Annotated in this window: 18 protein-coding genes and 1 tRNA gene; 12 read left to right on the forward strand and 7 right to left on the reverse strand. The window is 40.2% G+C overall.

Going from position 1 to position 16,084, the window contains the following annotated elements; all coding sequences use genetic code 11:
* The first annotated feature begins 1 nt into the window (after position 1).
* Both G529_RS0102395 and G529_RS0102400 read left to right on the forward strand, forming a co-directional pair.
* Complete coding sequence (locus G529_RS0102395) at positions 2-619, forward strand: FMN-binding negative transcriptional regulator (protein WP_026914013.1); 618 nt, start codon at positions 2-4, stop codon at positions 617-619.
* A complete protein-coding gene (locus G529_RS0102400; protein ID WP_026914014.1) occupies positions 619-1,200 on the forward strand; it encodes a DUF1989 domain-containing protein in 582 nt (193 codons plus the stop codon). The genes G529_RS0102395 and G529_RS0102400 overlap by 1 nt, the downstream gene beginning before the upstream one ends.
* Here the strand turns inward: G529_RS0102400 and G529_RS0102405 are convergent.
* Positions 1,197-1,916 carry a TerC family protein gene (locus tag G529_RS0102405; protein ID WP_026914015.1) on the reverse strand — a complete coding sequence of 240 codons (720 nt, stop codon included), beginning with the start codon at positions 1,914-1,916 and terminating at the stop codon, positions 1,197-1,199. The genes G529_RS0102400 and G529_RS0102405 overlap by 4 nt on opposite strands.
* 81 nt (positions 1,917-1,997) lie before the next feature.
* Positions 1,998-2,486 carry a hypothetical protein gene (locus G529_RS0102410; RefSeq protein ID WP_026914016.1) on the reverse strand — a complete coding sequence of 163 codons (489 nt, stop codon included), beginning with the start codon at positions 2,484-2,486 and terminating at the stop codon, positions 1,998-2,000.
* Positions 2,487-2,791: 305 nt separating this feature from the next.
* Between G529_RS0102410 and G529_RS0102415 the strand changes: the two genes are divergently transcribed.
* From G529_RS0102415 to G529_RS0102430, 4 genes are read left to right on the forward strand one after another with little or no spacing between them, the layout of a single operon-like run.
* Positions 2,792-4,126, forward strand: coding sequence for a sugar porter family MFS transporter (locus G529_RS0102415; RefSeq protein ID WP_026914017.1), 1,335 nt, complete (start codon positions 2,792-2,794; stop codon positions 4,124-4,126).
* 4 nt (positions 4,127-4,130) lie between these two features.
* Positions 4,131-5,747 (forward strand): glycoside hydrolase family 32 protein, encoded by a 1,617-nt coding sequence (locus tag G529_RS0102420; RefSeq protein WP_026914018.1) that lies wholly within the window; start codon positions 4,131-4,133, stop codon positions 5,745-5,747.
* A gap of 6 nt (positions 5,748-5,753) precedes the next feature.
* Positions 5,754-6,665 (forward strand): carbohydrate kinase family protein, encoded by a 912-nt coding sequence (locus G529_RS0102425; protein ID WP_026914019.1) that lies wholly within the window; start codon positions 5,754-5,756, stop codon positions 6,663-6,665.
* An 8-nt stretch (positions 6,666-6,673) separates the two neighbouring features.
* Positions 6,674-6,913 carry a CBU_0592 family membrane protein gene (locus tag G529_RS0102430; protein WP_026914020.1) on the forward strand — a complete coding sequence of 80 codons (240 nt, stop codon included), beginning with the start codon at positions 6,674-6,676 and terminating at the stop codon, positions 6,911-6,913.
* A 61-nt stretch (positions 6,914-6,974) separates the two neighbouring features.
* On the opposite strand, the gene G529_RS0102435 is transcribed toward G529_RS0102430, so the two are convergent.
* The 3 genes from G529_RS0102435 to G529_RS0102445 all read right to left on the reverse strand — a co-directional run bounded on the left by G529_RS0102435 (position 6,975) and on the right by G529_RS0102445 (position 9,486).
* Positions 6,975-8,387, reverse strand: coding sequence for a glycosyltransferase family 2 protein (locus tag G529_RS0102435; RefSeq protein WP_026914021.1), 1,413 nt, complete (start codon positions 8,385-8,387; stop codon positions 6,975-6,977).
* Between the two features lie 156 nt (positions 8,388-8,543).
* Positions 8,544-9,065 carry a DUF4494 domain-containing protein gene (locus G529_RS0102440; RefSeq protein WP_026914022.1) on the reverse strand — a complete coding sequence of 174 codons (522 nt, stop codon included), beginning with the start codon at positions 9,063-9,065 and terminating at the stop codon, positions 8,544-8,546.
* A 127-nt stretch (positions 9,066-9,192) separates the two neighbouring features.
* Entirely contained in the window at positions 9,193-9,486 is a 294-nt protein-coding gene (locus tag G529_RS0102445; RefSeq protein ID WP_035695403.1) for a hypothetical protein, read from the reverse strand.
* A gap of 147 nt (positions 9,487-9,633) precedes the next feature.
* Here G529_RS0102445 and G529_RS0102450 point away from each other — a divergent pair, with 147 nt between their 5' ends.
* The 5 genes from G529_RS0102450 to G529_RS0102470 all read left to right on the forward strand — a co-directional run bounded on the left by G529_RS0102450 (position 9,634) and on the right by G529_RS0102470 (position 12,805).
* On the forward strand, positions 9,634-10,074 hold the full coding sequence (locus tag G529_RS0102450; RefSeq protein ID WP_026914024.1) for a hypothetical protein: 441 nt from the start codon (positions 9,634-9,636) through the stop codon (positions 10,072-10,074).
* A gap of 259 nt (positions 10,075-10,333) precedes the next feature.
* Positions 10,334-10,948, forward strand: coding sequence for a MarC family protein (locus tag G529_RS0102455; protein ID WP_026914025.1), 615 nt, complete (start codon positions 10,334-10,336; stop codon positions 10,946-10,948).
* 18 nt (positions 10,949-10,966) lie between these two features.
* Positions 10,967-11,497 (forward strand): DUF3124 domain-containing protein, encoded by a 531-nt coding sequence (locus G529_RS0102460; protein ID WP_051201316.1) that lies wholly within the window; start codon positions 10,967-10,969, stop codon positions 11,495-11,497.
* A 177-nt stretch (positions 11,498-11,674) separates the two neighbouring features.
* Positions 11,675-11,881 carry a hypothetical protein gene (locus G529_RS15385; RefSeq protein WP_051201317.1) on the forward strand — a complete coding sequence of 69 codons (207 nt, stop codon included), beginning with the start codon at positions 11,675-11,677 and terminating at the stop codon, positions 11,879-11,881.
* Positions 11,882-12,061: 180 nt separating this feature from the next.
* On the forward strand, positions 12,062-12,805 hold the full coding sequence (locus G529_RS0102470; protein ID WP_026914027.1) for an SDR family oxidoreductase: 744 nt from the start codon (positions 12,062-12,064) through the stop codon (positions 12,803-12,805).
* 80 nt (positions 12,806-12,885) lie between these two features.
* Here the strand turns inward: G529_RS0102470 and G529_RS0102475 are convergent, their stop codons facing one another.
* Both G529_RS0102475 and G529_RS0102480 read right to left on the reverse strand, forming a co-directional pair.
* The gene (locus G529_RS0102475) at positions 12,886-14,001 is read right to left on the reverse strand and encodes an alkene reductase (protein WP_026914028.1); all 1,116 of its coding nucleotides are present in this window, start codon (positions 13,999-14,001) and stop codon (positions 12,886-12,888) included.
* A 245-nt stretch (positions 14,002-14,246) separates the two neighbouring features.
* A tRNA-Leu gene (locus G529_RS0102480) sits at positions 14,247-14,328 on the reverse strand.
* Between the two features lie 281 nt (positions 14,329-14,609).
* On the opposite strand from G529_RS0102480, the gene G529_RS0102485 reads away from it, so the two are divergent.
* Positions 14,610-16,001 carry a dipeptidase gene (locus G529_RS0102485; protein ID WP_026914029.1) on the forward strand — a complete coding sequence of 464 codons (1,392 nt, stop codon included), beginning with the start codon at positions 14,610-14,612 and terminating at the stop codon, positions 15,999-16,001.
* Positions 16,002-16,084: the final 83 nt, after the last annotated feature.

A 16,084-nucleotide genomic window follows, 5' to 3' on the forward strand; every position in this document is an offset into this window, starting at 1 on the left:
TATGTACAGACCAAAAAAATATCGAAAAGATGATGACCAGTTCATTCTTCCTTTTCTGCGGAAGCATCCTTTCGCTACATTCATATTAAAAGGTGAAGACCTGCTTGCCACGCATATTCCTGTGCTCATTCAACAGACTGAAGATGGCAGCTGGAAATTATTTTCGCATATCGCCAATCATAATAGACAAAAGCAATTTCTGAAGGATGACGTTGAGGTGCTGGTCATTTTCCACGGTGCTCATTCTTATATTTCCTCCTCCTGGTATAAGGAAGCCGATATTAGCACCTGGGATTATTCCGCAGTTCATGTAAATGGAAAAATTAAACTTCAGTCTGATACAGAACTGAGAGCGTCGCTGGATGAACTGGTAGCCAACTTTGAAAAAGAGCAGGAAAATCCTTTTTACTACAACCAAATTCCGAAGAAAATGCTGGAAGAACATCTTCCTCTCATCACGGGTTTTTGGATCGAGCCAGTAAAGGTAGAAGGCATCGCCAAGTTGCATCAATCCTATCATTCTGAAGACGTAGATAGGGTGATAAGAAAACTGGATGCTTCAGAAGATCCTTTACGAAAACAAATTTCAGAAGACATTAAAAAAGAACATCAACTCTAATGATCGAAGTAATAGAAAAACAAACCGGTGCCGCCTTTCAATTAAAAACAGGTCAGAAATTAAAAGTGATCGATCCTAAGGGCGAACAGGTAAGCGATATGGTTCTTTTCAATGCAAAAGATACCCGGGAGAAAATATCTTCGGGTAAGACCCTGGATTTTGAAGAGAGTATTTTAATTAGCCAGGGAAATCATCTATGGAGCAATAGAAGCCATAAAATGATGGAAATCCTTGAAGATACGAACGGTCGAAATGACTTTCTGCTCGCGCCATGCAGTCCGGAGACTTTCCAGATCATGTATAACAAACAGGAATACCATCCAAGCTGTTTCGAGAATCTTTATACCAACCTGGAAAAGTTTGAAATCACCCCAGATGATATCCCTACCGCATTCAATATATTTATGAACGTACAGTTTGACAGCAACGGGAAACTGAGCGTAGATCCTCCATTGAGTAAAGCTGGAGATTACGTATTATTCGAAGCTAAAATGGATCTTATAGTGGCATTAACAGCCTGCTCTGCCGAAGATAGTAACGGCGGAAGCTTTAAACCAATACATTACGAAATCATCGATTAAGTATTCTTTTTCCGGTAACGCATATTCAGCATTTCGATGGCCAGGGAGAAGAATACCGCAAAATAGATATAGCCTTTTGGAACATGGTAATGCGCCCCTTCTACTATTAGCATCACTCCAATGAGTATCAGGAAAGACAGTGCTAGAATTTGTATCGTTGGATGATTATTCACAAATTCTCCTACCGGTTTGGCAAATATCATCATAATGATAATGGAAACAATTACCGCGATCACCATCAATATGATCTGGTCTGTAAGACCAACGGCAGTAAGAATAGAATCGAAGGAGAAGACGATATCCAGAAGTACAATCTGTACGATCGCAGAGCTGAAACTGATTGTTGATTTCTTTCCGTTTTCTTGCGTATTATTTTCATCCTGACCTTCCACCTTATGATGAATTTCCAAAGTACTCTTCACAAGCAGAAATATACCTCCGGAAATTAAAATGATATCCCGCCAGCTAAGTTCAAAATCTGCGACGGTAAGTACCGGTTCGGTAAGGCCAATGATCCATGTAATGCTGAGAAGCAGCAATATTCTCATGATCAGGGCAATTGATAAACCTCCAATTCGTGCTTTTTTCTGACTCTTCTCTGGTACCTTGCCGGCTACAATGGAGATAAATATAATATTGTCAATTCCCAGAACGATTTCCAGGAAGGTAAGTGTTAGAAGAGCTACCCAGGTGTCTGGTTGCAGAAATATTTCCATGATCTATTGGTTGGTACAGACTCAAAATTAGATAAAAATGATTCACTCTTAGTTAATATTTTGAGAAACTGATTAAGCCTGTCAATTCTCAAAACCGAATTTAAAATTGAGTCCTCCGTAAACGGAGATCTGGAAAAAATCATAATCTGTTCTCCAGCGGGATTCGCCTCGCAGGTAGACGAAGAACCTGGAAAAATGGAATTCAAGTCGGTTGTTAATGGCTAGCGATGGAAATGATTTCCAGGGTCTTTGAATCACGGAAAGTGATAGATCTGATACCGGGACCAGTCTTTTGCCAGGTCGGTAAACATAACCTATATTGAAACCAGAGGACGCGTAATTGATCTCCCAGAAGGTTTCGTGATATAATTCAAAACCTACATGTTCGTTTCTATATCCCAAAGAAAATATCCCGTCGTAAGCTGCTGAATTAACCGTACCTCCAAAGATGGCATTGCGAACATCCAGACCCGAGCCAGCATAAAAATACGTTTCGCTGGTCGTTACCCAGCTTTGAGCGAAGTTTTGCAGCGTTGAACAGAGCAAAATTAAAAAATACCTTTTCCTCATCAAATTTAGAAAATAGAAAACCAGTCCAGCCTAACCGGTCTTTCGGGATGTCTCTTTGCCTTTTGATGCTTGGTTAAGGATGAATATAGAGCTTTATTGCAAATAAATTGATTGAGAAAGCTTAAATGCTAATATTCATAGTTGTAAGTTGAGATTACGCTAAAATATTTAGCGGTAAACTAATAAACTTCTATAGTTTGTTTATTTTATTTATTAATTCTTAAATTCTCCACTTAAATTAAGACTATCCACGCTCCAATGCCAATTTATTGGATAAGTGAAGCGAAACACATTTAACCAAGATTATGAACAAAATCTTTTTCTACTCCATAAGTGCCGCACTTGCGGGATTTCTCTTTGGATTTGATACCGTGGTAATTTCCGGTGCAGATAAACAGTTGCAGGCCCTGTGGGGAACTTCAGATGCTTTTCATGGCTCTGTGGTAATGGCAATGGCGCTATGGGGAACTGTAGTTGGGGCGATCTTTGGAGGCATACCTACCAATAGATTTGGCAGAAAAAACACCTTGCTGGTCATTGGTGTTCTGTATTTCGTCTCCGCATTGGGCTCAGCATTAGTGGACGATCCATACAGCTTCGCATTTTTTAGATTTCTGGGTGGCCTTGGGGTAGGAGCCAGTACTATCACAGCGCCAGCATATGTCTCGGAAATTGCGCCTGCCAACAAGCGAGGAAAACTGGTCGCATTGTACCAGTTTAATATCGTTCTGGGGATCCTTATTGCATTTCTCTCCAATTACCTATTAAGAAATACAGGAGAGGAACCTTGGAGATGGATGGTTGGGGTAGAAGCAATTCCCGCCTTCATATATATTCTGTTCGTTTTTGGAATACCAAAGAGTCCGCGTTGGCTGTTTTCCAAAGGGAAAATGGCTGAAGCCAAACGAATTCTGGAAAAGATTAGTCCAGGTCTGGATGTAAGTACTAAAGTGCAGGAAATCAGGACACAATCTGATGCCGAAGTTACCGGTGAAAATATCTTTATGAAAAAGTACCGTTTTCCGCTCATTCTTGCATTTCTAATCGCATTTTTCAACCAGTTATCCGGTATTAACGCTTTCCTGTATTATGCTCCTAGAATTTTTGAAGCTGCCGGGCTGGGAGAGAGTACAGCCTTGCTAAGTAGTATTGGAATTGGAGTGGTAAACCTGTTATTTACCTTGTTAGGCGTATTTCTTATTGATAAACTTGGTCGAAAACAACTTCTGTTATATGGATCTATAGGTTATATTATCTCCCTTTCACTGGTTGCGGCCGCATTTTTTCTGAATTGGGGAGGACTTTGGGTACCCATATTTTTATTCCTTTTCATAGCTTCTCATGCCATAGGACAGGGAGCGGTGATCTGGGTATTTATTTCTGAAATATTTCCGAATAGATTACGAGCCTCAGGACAGGCATTTGGAAGTTCGACTCATTGGGTACTTGCTGCCATCATTCCTTCCAGTATTCCGTATCTATTCAGCACAATTGGTGCCGGCTGGGTTTTCGCCTTCTTTGCATTCATGATGCTGCTACAACTGTTTTTCGTTATTTTTATGATGCCGGAGACCAAAGGGAAGTCCCTCGAGGAACTCGCTGAAGAATTATCCATTAAAGAAATTTCAACTAGAACCTAATAATATGAACAAAATCAAATTCGGATTAACCTCACTGGCCGTTTGCTGCCTGTTTTTTAATTCGTGCAAGGATCAAAATTCTGAAGAAACTTCCGAAGAAATTGCTCAAACAGAAGTCGAGGAAAACAGCGACGAGGCCTATAGACCCAATTATCATTTTACTCCAGAAGAGAACTGGATGAACGATCCAAACGGGATGTTCTACCTGGATGGCACGTATCACCTGTATTTCCAGTATTATCCAGACGATAATGTTTGGGGGCCAATGCACTGGGGGCATGCCACGAGCAAGGATATGATCACCTGGGAAGAACAGGAAATCGCGTTGTTTCCAGATGAAAAAGGATATATATTCTCAGGAAGCGCCGTAGTGGACAAATATAATACTTCGGGATTTGGAGAGGATGGCCAAATTCCGGTGGTGGCTATTTTCACCTATCATGAACCAAAAGGTGCTGAAAAAGGTGAGAAAGATTACCAGTCACAGGCGATCGCTTATAGTTTGGATAAAGGAATGACCTGGACGAAATATGAGGGGAATCCTGTATTGCCCAACCCGGGAATTGAAAACTTCAGAGATCCAAAAGTAACCTGGGATGAAGAACACCAGCAGTGGCTTATGGCTCTGGCAACTACCGAGAAAACATTATTCTATACTTCACAGGATCTGAAAGAATGGAAAAAAGTTTCTGAATTTGGGCAGGGAAATGGTGCTCACGACGGAGTCTGGGAATGTCCGGATTTCTTTCCAATGCAGGTTGATGGCACAGGTGAAACCAAATGGGTGCTTATTCAAAGTTTAAATCCAGGAGGTTATAATGGTGGATCTGGAACCCAGTATTTTGTAGGTGACTTTGATGGTACAACCTTTACTCCGGAAGAAAATATGACCAACCTGGAAGAAAAACATGACTACTGGATAGACTTTGGAAGAGACAATTATGCCGGGGTGACCTGGGCTAATGTGCCAGAGGAAGATGGCCGAAAACTGTTTCTGGGCTGGATGTCTAACTGGTTATATGCACAGGAAGTGCCTACCGAAACCTGGAGAAGCGCCATGACCATTGCTAGAGAATTGAAGCTTATTAAGGAGAATGGACAATACCTGGTTACTTCACAGCCAGTAGAGGAGTTGCAAAAGTTCAGAGGTAAACCAGTCAGTAAAAGCGCACTTTCAGCCAGTAAGGATTTGAAGCTTTTAGATACATCAGCCATCGATCTAACAAAAGCTGAGGTGAAATTCAGTATTTCAGGATTGGAGGAAGATGGCAATTACCATTTTACACTTTCTAACGAACAGGGAGAACGATTCGTAGTGAATTATGATCATTCAGAACAACAATTCAGTATGGATAGAAGTGAAGCGGGAACGAATGATTTTTCTGATAAGTTTTCCGGGACACCTTCCACAGCGCCAAGAATAACAAAGTCAGGTACTATGGAAGTCCAGATGCTACTTGATAAAACCAGTATGGAATTATTCATTGATAATGGAAAGACCGTTATTACAGAGATCTTCTTTTCTCAGCAGCCATGGGATACATTCTCGGTTGGTTCCGAAGGAAATGAATTTGTGGTGGATAGTTTTGAAGCTTATGAACTAAATTTTAATAATCAATAAAAGTATATGTCAAAAAGGATAAAGGCGGTTTGTTTTGGTGAGGTTTTGTATGACGTGTTCCCAGATATGGAACGAATTGGAGGTGCACCGCTTAATGTCGCAGTAAGGTTAAGCAGTCTTGGTATAGATACTGAAATGATCAGCAAGGTTGGAGTTGATTCCAGGGGAGATGAATTGCTAGACTACCTGAGAACTCAGGGTGTAGAAACCGGTAATATCCTAAAGGATCAAAATCGAGACACCGGAGTGGTTCAGGTGAAGCTATCTGATAGTGGATCTGCCAGCTACACGATTAAATATCCCGCAGCCTGGGACGGTATTGTCGCCACTGAAACTATAGAGAAATCGGTTTCCCGCAGCGATGCTTTTATCTTCGGAAGTCTGATCTGCCGTGATGATGTAAGCAGGAAGACTTTGTTTCATCTTATACCAAAGGCTTCTTACAGGGTTCTGGATTTTAATTTAAGACCACCGCATTATTCCAAAGATCTTTTAGCTGAATTGATCCAACACGCAGAGTTTATAAAATTTAATGATGATGAATTGTTCGAGATTGCGAAAATGCTGGGGTCAGAATACAATTCACTGGAACAGAACCTGTTGTTTATGGCGGTAAAATCCAGTGCTGAAACTATCTGCGTTACCAAAGGCAGGCATGGCGCTGTTCTAATGCATGACAAAAAATTATATTATAATTCAGGTTACCAGGTGATTGTGAAGGATACCGTAGGTGCAGGAGATTCCTTCCTGGGGACGTTGCTGGCCAAAATGCTACAGGGTGAAAAACCACAGGTGGCACTGGATACAGCCTGTGCCATGGGAGCTCTGGTAGCGGCTAAGGAAGGTGCTAACCCGGTAATTTCAGAAGAATTACTACACCGGTTTATGAATCCTATGGACGCGAAGAAAGGCAAATAATAGAGAAGATGACTTATATAGACTGGATAGGTTCCGCAGGGGTATTTCTCATTCTGCTGGCGTATGTTCTGAATGCCGCAGGAAAACTGGGAACCAAAGATCTTATCTATATTCTAATGAACTTTATCGGGGCGTCGTTAGCCTGTTATGCTTCCGTATTGATGGACTACGTGCCATTTATAATCCTGGAGGCCGTATGGGCTACAGTATCTCTCTTTAGTCTCATTCGGTACAATATGAAAAACTAAACCATAAAAAAAGCGATCCTGTATAGGATCGCTTTTTTTCTTAGTTGTTGGAGGTAAATAATTATTTTTTTACACTTAATTCTCTGGTCAGCCATCCACTTCTGCTCGCTGTTGCGATCGCATATGGGGTAATCCAGAACAATCCAAATGTGTGAAGTATACTATATGAGTAAGCCCATAAAGATTCTGAAAGCTTGTATCTCTTTGCATAGAACAACACCGGGAAGCTCGAGTAAACCATAATTCCCAGAAATGTGGAACTAAGGAATAAAACTGGGTGTGAAACCACGAAGAATAACATGATCATGATTAATGGATAGCTCATGATAATTTTTAAAAACTGGTTTATGAATAATAATCTTGAACCTAGCTTTGAACCTTCTCTAAACTGGGTAAACACATATTTAGACATGGCGATATTCTCACGTACGTTACTTCGTCCCCATCTAATGAACATCTTATAAAGACCTTTGTACTGCTCCGGTACATTGGTGTAGGCATAAGCATTTCTTTGGAAGAGCACATGCTGTCCCTGCTTCAGGATCATATTAGTCATTGCTCTGTCTTCACCAATATCTGAGGGTTTACCCATAAAGGTCTGGTTGATCCATTCGGGCAGGCATTTAAATACTGCACTGGCACGGTAAGCGGCTAACGCTCCCGGAGTACATAGTACAGATTCCAGTGTACTTTCAGCAGAACGCATAAATTCGAAACTTAGCACGAAATTCACATTCAGCATTTTAGGAAGAAGGGCTTTCTCATTATTCAGCACTCTGATGTTCCCTGCCACAGCACCGCACTTTTCATTTACCACAAATGGGCTTACCAGGTTTCTCAACGTATCTGCATTTACTACAGAATCGCTGTCTACCGTTACAAAAACTTCCCCGGTACCAAGGTTGAAACCTCTGTAAAGTGCGTGTCTTTTTCCTTTATTTTCAGGTTGTTGATAAATCGCCACATGATCGCCAAGAACTTTTTTGGCTTCCTGCATCCAGTCCCAGGTGTCATCCTTGCTACCATCGTCGATGGCCAGCAATTGTAGTTTGGCGGTAGGATAATCACTTTCGGCCAGGCTCATTAGCGTAGCGTAAACCTGTTTTCCTTCATTGTAAGCGGGTACGATCACCGTAGCGGTTGGCAATTCATCGTTTGTAACAGACTCTATTGGTTTATATTTGAAGTACAATACCAGGTTGTAAATAAAAAACGCTCCTCGATATAAGAACAGAACAGAAGCGAGTATAAAGAAAGCATAACCCCAGGTAGTATTCATTCTGGCGGTATTGATCTCTGTAAAATCACTCTGTAAAAAATAAACAAGATATGCTGATCCTAACATGAGTATAAAAGTGCTAACCAGCACAACGATACCCCAGGTATTCAGCGGATTTTTAGTTGGTAAGAATTTATTTATTCCTGAAGCGTGTTCTTCTTCAGCAATAGATTCATAATTCTTTTTAGTATTCATATTTCAGATTTTTGTTCGTACTGGTTTCGATATAGGCAACTCTTGTGCCATTAGAAAAGCCCTGTTAATCAGGGCTTAATTTGATCTAATTTTAAAATCATGGGTCACAATTCCACACTTTTGCCGTGTAATCTGAAGTATTCCTCACTTGTGCACTTATTCTGTAGAAACTTCTTCAGTCTCTTTTATATCTTCAATGTTTTCAGTTTCCGCACTTGCTTCTGAAGCTATAGCTACATCTTCTTCATCTGAAAAATATGGGAAAACATCCAGGATCGGGGATTCAGTAATTGCAGGAATGCTATAATCACCCATGGTTTCCTGAAGGGCCTGTTCCGTGTTTTCATAAGCCTCTTTTACATCGTTTGCCTGCACAAGCATATATAAGTTTGACTTTTTCTCTTTTCCGCTTTCGTCATCGTAACTAATCAGCGAAACTTTGGACTTGAACCATCTGTCTGAATTTTCAAATGGATGTACTTCAGAAAGATTTGCGACTTTAATATTAGTGATCATGAACTCTTCACTGGTGTAAGTCTTCATTTCTTCAGTGATCCTTGCTTCAGCTTCCGTATAAGAAACAGCATCCAGGAGATAGGTTTCAGTAGTAACCTTACTTTCTCCGGTTTCATGGGTCTTTCTATACTTTACTTTACACTCGTACCATACTACGCTCATAATGAAATCCTTTTTTTTGGGTCGGCAAATATAGATTTTAAAAGCAAAGTGATCGCGGCAGGATTGAGAAATTTGAAGAAGTTATGCGTGCTGAAATGGAAGTGATTGAAAACCGGCTGGTTGCGGTTTAATTTTCCCTGGAGGTAATTCTTTGATCTGTTTTGATCTGTAAGGATTTACAGCAATAGGTACAGGCGATCATGAAAACATCAGCCGGATCATGCTGAGCCTGCAGTTCCTGGAAGTCATTGAAAAAGCCAAGCTTGGTCCTGCCAGTCTTCTCGGGTAAAAGATCACAGCTTTTCAGGTGAACCACTTGCTGGTTACCAAAGCGTTTTCTATTCTCGATATAAAAGCAAAACATTCCCTTCCTTTTGGGTAAAGATAGCGAAAAATCCATCTTCCAAACACTCCACCTCATACTTCAATTTTGAAGGCAAATGTATGTTTGCGACTGCAGCCATAGGTTCAGAAATTATTAATATCTTTTCTGCAGTATTATCTTATGGTTAAATGAAATACGGAATATTAGCTAAAGTTATTCATACCTGAAACTCACATTTTAAACATGCAGAAGAAGAAAGTGTTGTTTCATAAAATACATGGTAGGTCAAGTGTGATTTTTATCTCTCTGGCAATGGTGTATCTAATTATGTATGGTGTGGATCATTTCAATGATATGTTTGGAAGATTTGATACTACACTATTATTTGGTGCTCACTTTATACTTTTGATATTCTGGAGCCGAATGCTTTTTTACAGATCGGTAGTTTCCTATAACAAGCTTGGGATCAATATAAAAATGGAAGGCATCTGGGGCAAACAATTTACATTTGAAAAAATTCGGTCGGTTGAGATGACAGAGAGCGAGCTCATTATTTTCGGGCGCTACGGAAAAACTTCCATCTTTGATATCAGGCATGTTTCAAAGGAAGATAGAGAACGAATCGCAAAGATCTTTGATCGCTATTGCTCGTCATCTTATTTTGAATTGAAGAAAACCAGCTGATTTTTTGAGAATTGTGATACCTGTCTTTACTGAAAAAGTGGTGCAGCTGTTTGAATCTTCCAGATATTTTCTGACGGAAGAAACTTTTTAAAGTGCGATAGCGGAACTTACTTATTTCGAAATCCATTTTTAATCCTCTACTTCTTTGAGCCATGGAATATGAATATATCTTACAGCTAGTAAGTCTAAAGCGATACAATTGGTAATTGAACCTGAATTCCGATCCATTTATTTAATTTAGTTGTCAGATATTGGAACAATGAACGAAATCATAACTACTATTTTCTTTTTTATTGCCGTGATCGATCCGCTCGGGTCAGTACCGGTGTATCTGGAAGCAACTAAGAACATCCCTGAAAAGAAAAGAAAGACCGTAGCTATCAGAGCTTCCATCATAGCTTTTCTCATATTACTGTTCTTTATTATAGTTGGACAGCTTCTTCTTGATGGAATGGATGTTTCCCTGGATGCATTTCAGATTTCTGGAGGAGTAATCCTTTTCCTTTTTGCACTTACGATGATCTTTGGGGATGGTAAACCTGAATCTGAAAAAGGACTTATCAAAGATTACAAGCACGTGGTGATCTTTCCAGTTGCCATCCCATCTATTGCTTCTCCAGGGGCAATTATGGCGGTAGTGTTGATGACAGATAATAATCTATATACAATACAGCAGCAGGCTGTGACCACAGCACTGGTCCTCGTAGTTATTGCCATTACCTGTATATTGTTATTAATGGCCAATCGGGTGAAAGATCATGTGGGTGAATATGGGATCACTGTGGTGAGTAAGATCATGGGATTGATTCTGGCGGCTTACGCAACCCAATCCATCCTGGCAGGATTAAGAGACTTCTTTGTAATTTTAGAATAGGCTGGTTATCTGAATAATATGATAAGAAAAATACATACAATCAAGCTGCTTTCGGGAATGGTGTTCCTTTTGCTGATGCTACAGTCCTGTGAAGAACAAAAACAGATCAGTTCCATAGATCCAGTGAACTGGCAATCCAGGCAAGTCAAAATTTCGCAGCAGGATTCCCTCACATCTGGAGAAACCTATCTTTCTATTTATTCTGAAATCTATAGCCAGACAGAGCATATTACGCATGATCTCACTGCTACCATCAGTATGAGGAATACCAGCAGAAGGGATACGATTTATGTTGAAAAAGCGGAGTACTATGCGACCGATGGGAAACTTATCCGGACCTATTTCGATGCTCCCATTTATATTGCGCCTCTGGAAACCATCGAAATCGTGATCGATGAAACCGATAGATCTGGTGGAACCGGTGCCAATTTTATATTTGACTGGAAGGCAGATCTGGCGGCAACCGAACCGGTATTTGATGCGGTAATGATTTCTACTTCCGGGCAGCAGGGACTATCTTTCACTACGCAGGGAATTCGTACAAAATAATAATAATTCCAGAAAAAAAGAGCTTCAACTCTTAACTTGATCGTTGAATACTAGTATTTTAACCAATTTTCTTTTTATTTCTCAGGATTTAATTCCTAAATTTACCATCCAAATCAGGTCTAAACCTACAAATGCCAGCCCTAATTCGCATTTATTAAGACCATAATAAATCGCGTCATGAATAAAGTGAGGTTATTGGGACTGGGGATGATCATCCTTGGCATCTCCATAGGCTATCTAAGCACAAGTACAAATTTTCATTTAGTTTCAGGAATCATGCTGGGTATCGGGATAGGATGGACTATTACCGGAAGATTTCGTCGCAAGCATGAGCATGCAATATCCGATATTGAAAATTCGAGATCTGAAGAGCAAACCGTTTGAATCCATTTGTTCAGAGAAAAAGCGTAATTCTCTTTCAATCCTTTGCTTATATTAAATATTATTAACCCAGGTCAATCAAACAGGTTAAACTATTTACAAACCCACTAGCTAAATTTATACAGCTCTTTATCTCCTCGTATTTTTGTCTCCGAATTAAAGTGAAATCTAAAAATCACAATGATGGAAGATAATATCAAAGGTAAAGTAGTAATAATAACAGGAGGTAGTAGTGGACTTGGGGAAAATACAGCCCGTCATTTGGCCTCAAAAGGAGCAAAGGTAGTTATTGCCGCTAGACGTAAAGAAAAGTTGGATGCTATTGCTGAAGATATCAGAAAAGATGGTGGAGAAGCGCTTGTAGTAGAAACTGACGTTACTAAGAGAGACGACCTGAAAAATCTAATTGAACTTAGTAAAAAAGAATATGGCAAAATTGATGTTCTTATCAATAATGCCGGATTAATGGCTATCGCACCCCTAGCTGAAAATAAAGTGGAGGAGTGGGATAAAATGATCGATATTAATGTAAAAGGGGTTCTTTACGGGATCTCCGCAGCGCTACCAGTTTTCCAGGAACAGGGATTTGGTCATTTCATAAACCTGTCTTCAGTTGCCGGAATCAAAGTATTCAGTCCTGGAGGAACCGTTTATAGCGGAACAAAATATGCGGTAAGAGCGATTTCTGATGGTTTACGTCATGAGGTTGGTGGGAACATAAGAACAACAACCATAGAACCTGGAGCTATAGATTCTGAATTAAAATATGGTTCAAGCCATGATGAAAGTTCAGAAAATGTCAAAGAATTTTATAAGCAGGCAATTCCTGGGGATTCTATCGCCAGAGCTATAGCGTATGCGATTGAGCAACCAAAAGAGGTAGACGTGAATGAGATCGTAATTAGACCTACGGTTCAGGAATTTTAGATCACCGCTTTATGCCGAATCAAAAAAAGTCCTTCAGAAGTTTCTGAAGGACTTTTTTATAGTGTTAATCTTCAGGTTTTCTACTGAAGCACTGCAGCTCTTTCAGTTTTAACCTCGTAGTCGGTATAGCCTTTGGCTCCTCCCGAGTAAAAAGTATCCTCATCCCAGGCATCTAGTTCAACGCCCTGTTCGAATCTTTCCGCAAGATCTGGATTCGAAATGAATGGTTTTCCGAAGGCAACAAGATCTGCATCACCATCTTCAATCACCGCATTTCCTTTTTCCTTATCAAAATTCGTATTGATCATTAATGTTCCCTTGTAAATAGGTCGATAACGTTTCGCGATATCTGTTTCAGCAAAGGAAATATCAGAAACGTCTGTAAAAGGTTCTGAAAGGTGAAGGTAAGACAGATCGTATTCGTTCAGCTTCTTGATGATATAATCGAAAGTAGGGATCGTTTCTTCATCCATAGTCATCCCGAACAGGCCGTGCATGGAAGGATTTAAGCGAATCCCGATTCGATTTTCCGGCATTACTTCTTTCACCGCATCCAGAACATCAAAAAGAATTCTTGATCTTTTTTTTATAGAACCGCCATATTCATCATTTCTGTGATTGGAAGTCGCATTGAAAAACTGGTGAAATAAATATCCGTTGCTGGAATGTATTTCTACCCCGTCAAATCCTGCTTCCATAGAGTTTTTAGCGGCTTGCTTAAAATCTGCAATGGTTTGCCTGATATCTTCTGCAGTCATTTCCCTGGGTACAACCGTGTCCTTAAAACCTTCTGGTGTGAACGATTTTGAATTCGGATTGATGGGCGATGGTGCCAATGGCAACTCACCTCCATGAAAATCTGGATGTGACATTCTACCTACATGCCATAACTGAATAAAGATCTTTCCATCAGCATTATGAACTGTTGAGGTCACGTCCTTCCAGGCTTCAACCTGTTCCTTCGTGTGAATTCCGGGTGTATTAATATATCCAACGGCATCCTTTGAAACCTGTGAACCTTCAGTAATAACTAGACCAGCGCTCGCTCTTTGCCTGTAGTATTCTGAATGGAGTTCAGGAATAGCTTTCTTTTCTGAATTGTCTGCACGACCACGGGTCATAGGAGCCATGATCACGCGATTTTTTAATTCCAGATCGCCTAATTTATATGTTTTTAATAATGCTTGTGTACTCATAATTTAATTCTTAAAAATTGAATACAAAAGTATGGCCTGGTTGATAGAAAATAATTGACATGGAATAACAGGTTTTGTTAAAGCATGTTAAGCTGAAGGAGATTTTCTATAAGCAATTGGCGAAATTGATGGACTCAGGAATTCAGGTCAGTTTAAGGACATAATCAGGTTAGGTCTGATCATAAAATTTTCTTCGAAAGGTGGAATAAAAAAAAGCTTCAGATTTCTCTGAAGCTTTTTCGTTGTGCGGGCGAGAGGACTCGAACCTCCACACCTTGCGGCACTAGATCCTAAGTCTAGCGTGTCTACCAATTCCACCACGCCCGCATTTTAAAGTTTCACAACACTTAGGACTCGTTGTGATTCCCTGCTTAATTACTTAAGCGGGTGCAAATATAAAGATAAGTTTCAATATTCAAACAATCTTTCAGAAAAAAATCAAAAAAAATTCAGCGTGAATCGGACTCTCAAAACTAAACTTCTGATTTTCAGTATTGACCGTTTTAAAGATTTTTCTCGAAAATTATATCTTATGAAAACACTAAGAGCTTTGAGTGCATTTTTCCGCAGACTTCTTTATAACTTTACCCAAACCTGAAAATTAGAATATGGATTCTATAAAAACATACCTCGAACAACATAAAGACAGATTTGTCGACGAATTAAAGGATCTACTAAAGATCCCTTCGATCTCTGCAGATCCCGAATATAAAAATGCCATGCTAAAAACTGCGGAAGCGGTAAAGCAAAGTCTACTGGATGCTGGTTGTGATACTGCCGAAGTCGCTCCAACTCCAGGCCATCCTGTGGTTTATGCTGAAAAAATCATTAGCAAAGATCTTCCAACGGTGCTTGTATATGGCCATTATGATGTGCAGCCACCAGATCCTCTTGATCTTTGGAATTCACCACCATTTGAGCCCGTAGTTCAAAAAACCGAAATTCATCCGGAAGGGGCAATTTTCGCTCGCGGTGCATGTGATGATAAGGGACAAATGTACATGCATGTTAAAGCCATGGAATACATGACCAAAAATGATGAACTGCCTTGTAATGTAAAGTTCATGATTGAAGGTGAGGAAGAAGTGGGAAGTGAACACCTGGAGTGGTACATCAAGGAAAATAAGGAGAAACTTCAGAATGATGTGATCCTGATCTCAGATACGGGAATGATCTCTAAAGATACTCCATCAATTACCACCGGGCTACGCGGACTCTCTTACGTGGAAGTGGAGGTGACCGGAGCGAACCGTGACCTGCATTCAGGTCTTTACGGTGGTGCGGTAGCAAATCCTCTGAACGTTTTAAGTGAAATGATCTCTAAACTTACAGATGAGGATAATCATATTACCATTCCAGGATTTTATGATAACGTGGAAAATCTTAGTGATGAGGAACGCTCGAAAATGGCAGAAGCGCCATTCAGTTTAGAGGAATATAAGGAAAAGCTTGATATTAAAGATGTTCATGGTGAAGAAGGCTACTCTACTTTAGAACGCGGATCCATCAGGCCAACCCTTGACGTAAATGGAATGTGGGGTGGTTATATTGGTGAAGGAGCGAAAACTGTGCTTCCATCGAAAGCTTATGCAAAAATATCCATGCGACTGGTCCCTAACCAGGATCATAAGGAAATTACCGAATTGTTTACAAAGCACTTTGAAAGTCTGGCGCCAGACAGTGTTAGAGTGAAAGTGAAACCTCACCATGGCGGCTATCCATATGTCACTCCAATAGACACGATAGGTTACCAGGCGGCCAGTGCTGCGTACGAGGAGACTTTTGGCAAAACTCCAATCCCGCAAAGAAGCGGGGGAAGTATCCCAATTGTATCCCTGTTTGAAAAGGAGCTGGATAGTAAGATAATCCTGATGGGCTTTGGACTGGATACCGACGCGATCCATTCCCCTAATGAGCACTTTGGAATATGGAATTATCTAAAAGGTATTGAAACCATCCCATGGTTTTACAAACATTTTACTGAAATGAGTAAAAAGTAAAGAATATATCAATATTTCTATATTACGGGGGATCAGGTTCGCAGAATTTGATTCCCCATTTTAGTATATTTGCCGCACTAAAA

The organism is Christiangramia portivictoriae DSM 23547 (assembly GCF_000423045.1).
In the GTDB taxonomy this organism is placed as follows: domain Bacteria; phylum Bacteroidota; class Bacteroidia; order Flavobacteriales; family Flavobacteriaceae; genus Christiangramia; species Christiangramia portivictoriae.

What these genes read in the sequence shown, in the direction of transcription:
- G529_RS0102430 (WP_026914020.1), top strand. Translation starts at nt 6,674, where the DNA reads ATGACTTATATAGACTGGATAGGTTCCGCAGGGGTATTTCTCATTCTG.
- G529_RS0102400 (WP_026914014.1), top strand. Translation starts at nt 619, where the DNA reads ATGATCGAAGTAATAGAAAAACAAACCGGTGCCGCCTTTCAATTAAAA.
- G529_RS0102460 (WP_051201316.1), top strand. Translation starts at nt 10,967, where the DNA reads ATGATAAGAAAAATACATACAATCAAGCTGCTTTCGGGAATGGTGTTC.
- G529_RS0102445 (WP_035695403.1), bottom strand. Translation starts at nt 9,486, where the DNA reads ATGAGGTGGAGTGTTTGGAAGATGGATTTTTCGCTATCTTTACCCAAA.
- G529_RS0102395 (WP_026914013.1), top strand. Translation starts at nt 2, where the DNA reads ATGTACAGACCAAAAAAATATCGAAAAGATGATGACCAGTTCATTCTT.
- G529_RS0102425 (WP_026914019.1), top strand. Translation starts at nt 5,754, where the DNA reads ATGTCAAAAAGGATAAAGGCGGTTTGTTTTGGTGAGGTTTTGTATGAC.
- G529_RS0102475 (WP_026914028.1), bottom strand. Translation starts at nt 14,001, where the DNA reads ATGAGTACACAAGCATTATTAAAAACATATAAATTAGGCGATCTGGAA.
- G529_RS15385 (WP_051201317.1), top strand. Translation starts at nt 11,675, where the DNA reads ATGAATAAAGTGAGGTTATTGGGACTGGGGATGATCATCCTTGGCATC.
- G529_RS0102420 (WP_026914018.1), top strand. Translation starts at nt 4,131, where the DNA reads ATGAACAAAATCAAATTCGGATTAACCTCACTGGCCGTTTGCTGCCTG.
- G529_RS0102455 (WP_026914025.1), top strand. Translation starts at nt 10,334, where the DNA reads ATGAACGAAATCATAACTACTATTTTCTTTTTTATTGCCGTGATCGAT.
- G529_RS0102440 (WP_026914022.1), bottom strand. Translation starts at nt 9,065, where the DNA reads ATGAGCGTAGTATGGTACGAGTGTAAAGTAAAGTATAGAAAGACCCAT.
- G529_RS0102450 (WP_026914024.1), top strand. Translation starts at nt 9,634, where the DNA reads ATGCAGAAGAAGAAAGTGTTGTTTCATAAAATACATGGTAGGTCAAGT.
- G529_RS0102410 (WP_026914016.1), bottom strand. Translation starts at nt 2,486, where the DNA reads ATGAGGAAAAGGTATTTTTTAATTTTGCTCTGTTCAACGCTGCAAAAC.
- G529_RS0102470 (WP_026914027.1), top strand. Translation starts at nt 12,062, where the DNA reads ATGGAAGATAATATCAAAGGTAAAGTAGTAATAATAACAGGAGGTAGT.
- G529_RS0102435 (WP_026914021.1), bottom strand. Translation starts at nt 8,387, where the DNA reads ATGAATACTAAAAAGAATTATGAATCTATTGCTGAAGAAGAACACGCT.
- G529_RS0102405 (WP_026914015.1), bottom strand. Translation starts at nt 1,916, where the DNA reads ATGGAAATATTTCTGCAACCAGACACCTGGGTAGCTCTTCTAACACTT.
- G529_RS0102485 (WP_026914029.1), top strand. Translation starts at nt 14,610, where the DNA reads ATGGATTCTATAAAAACATACCTCGAACAACATAAAGACAGATTTGTC.
- G529_RS0102415 (WP_026914017.1), top strand. Translation starts at nt 2,792, where the DNA reads ATGAACAAAATCTTTTTCTACTCCATAAGTGCCGCACTTGCGGGATTT.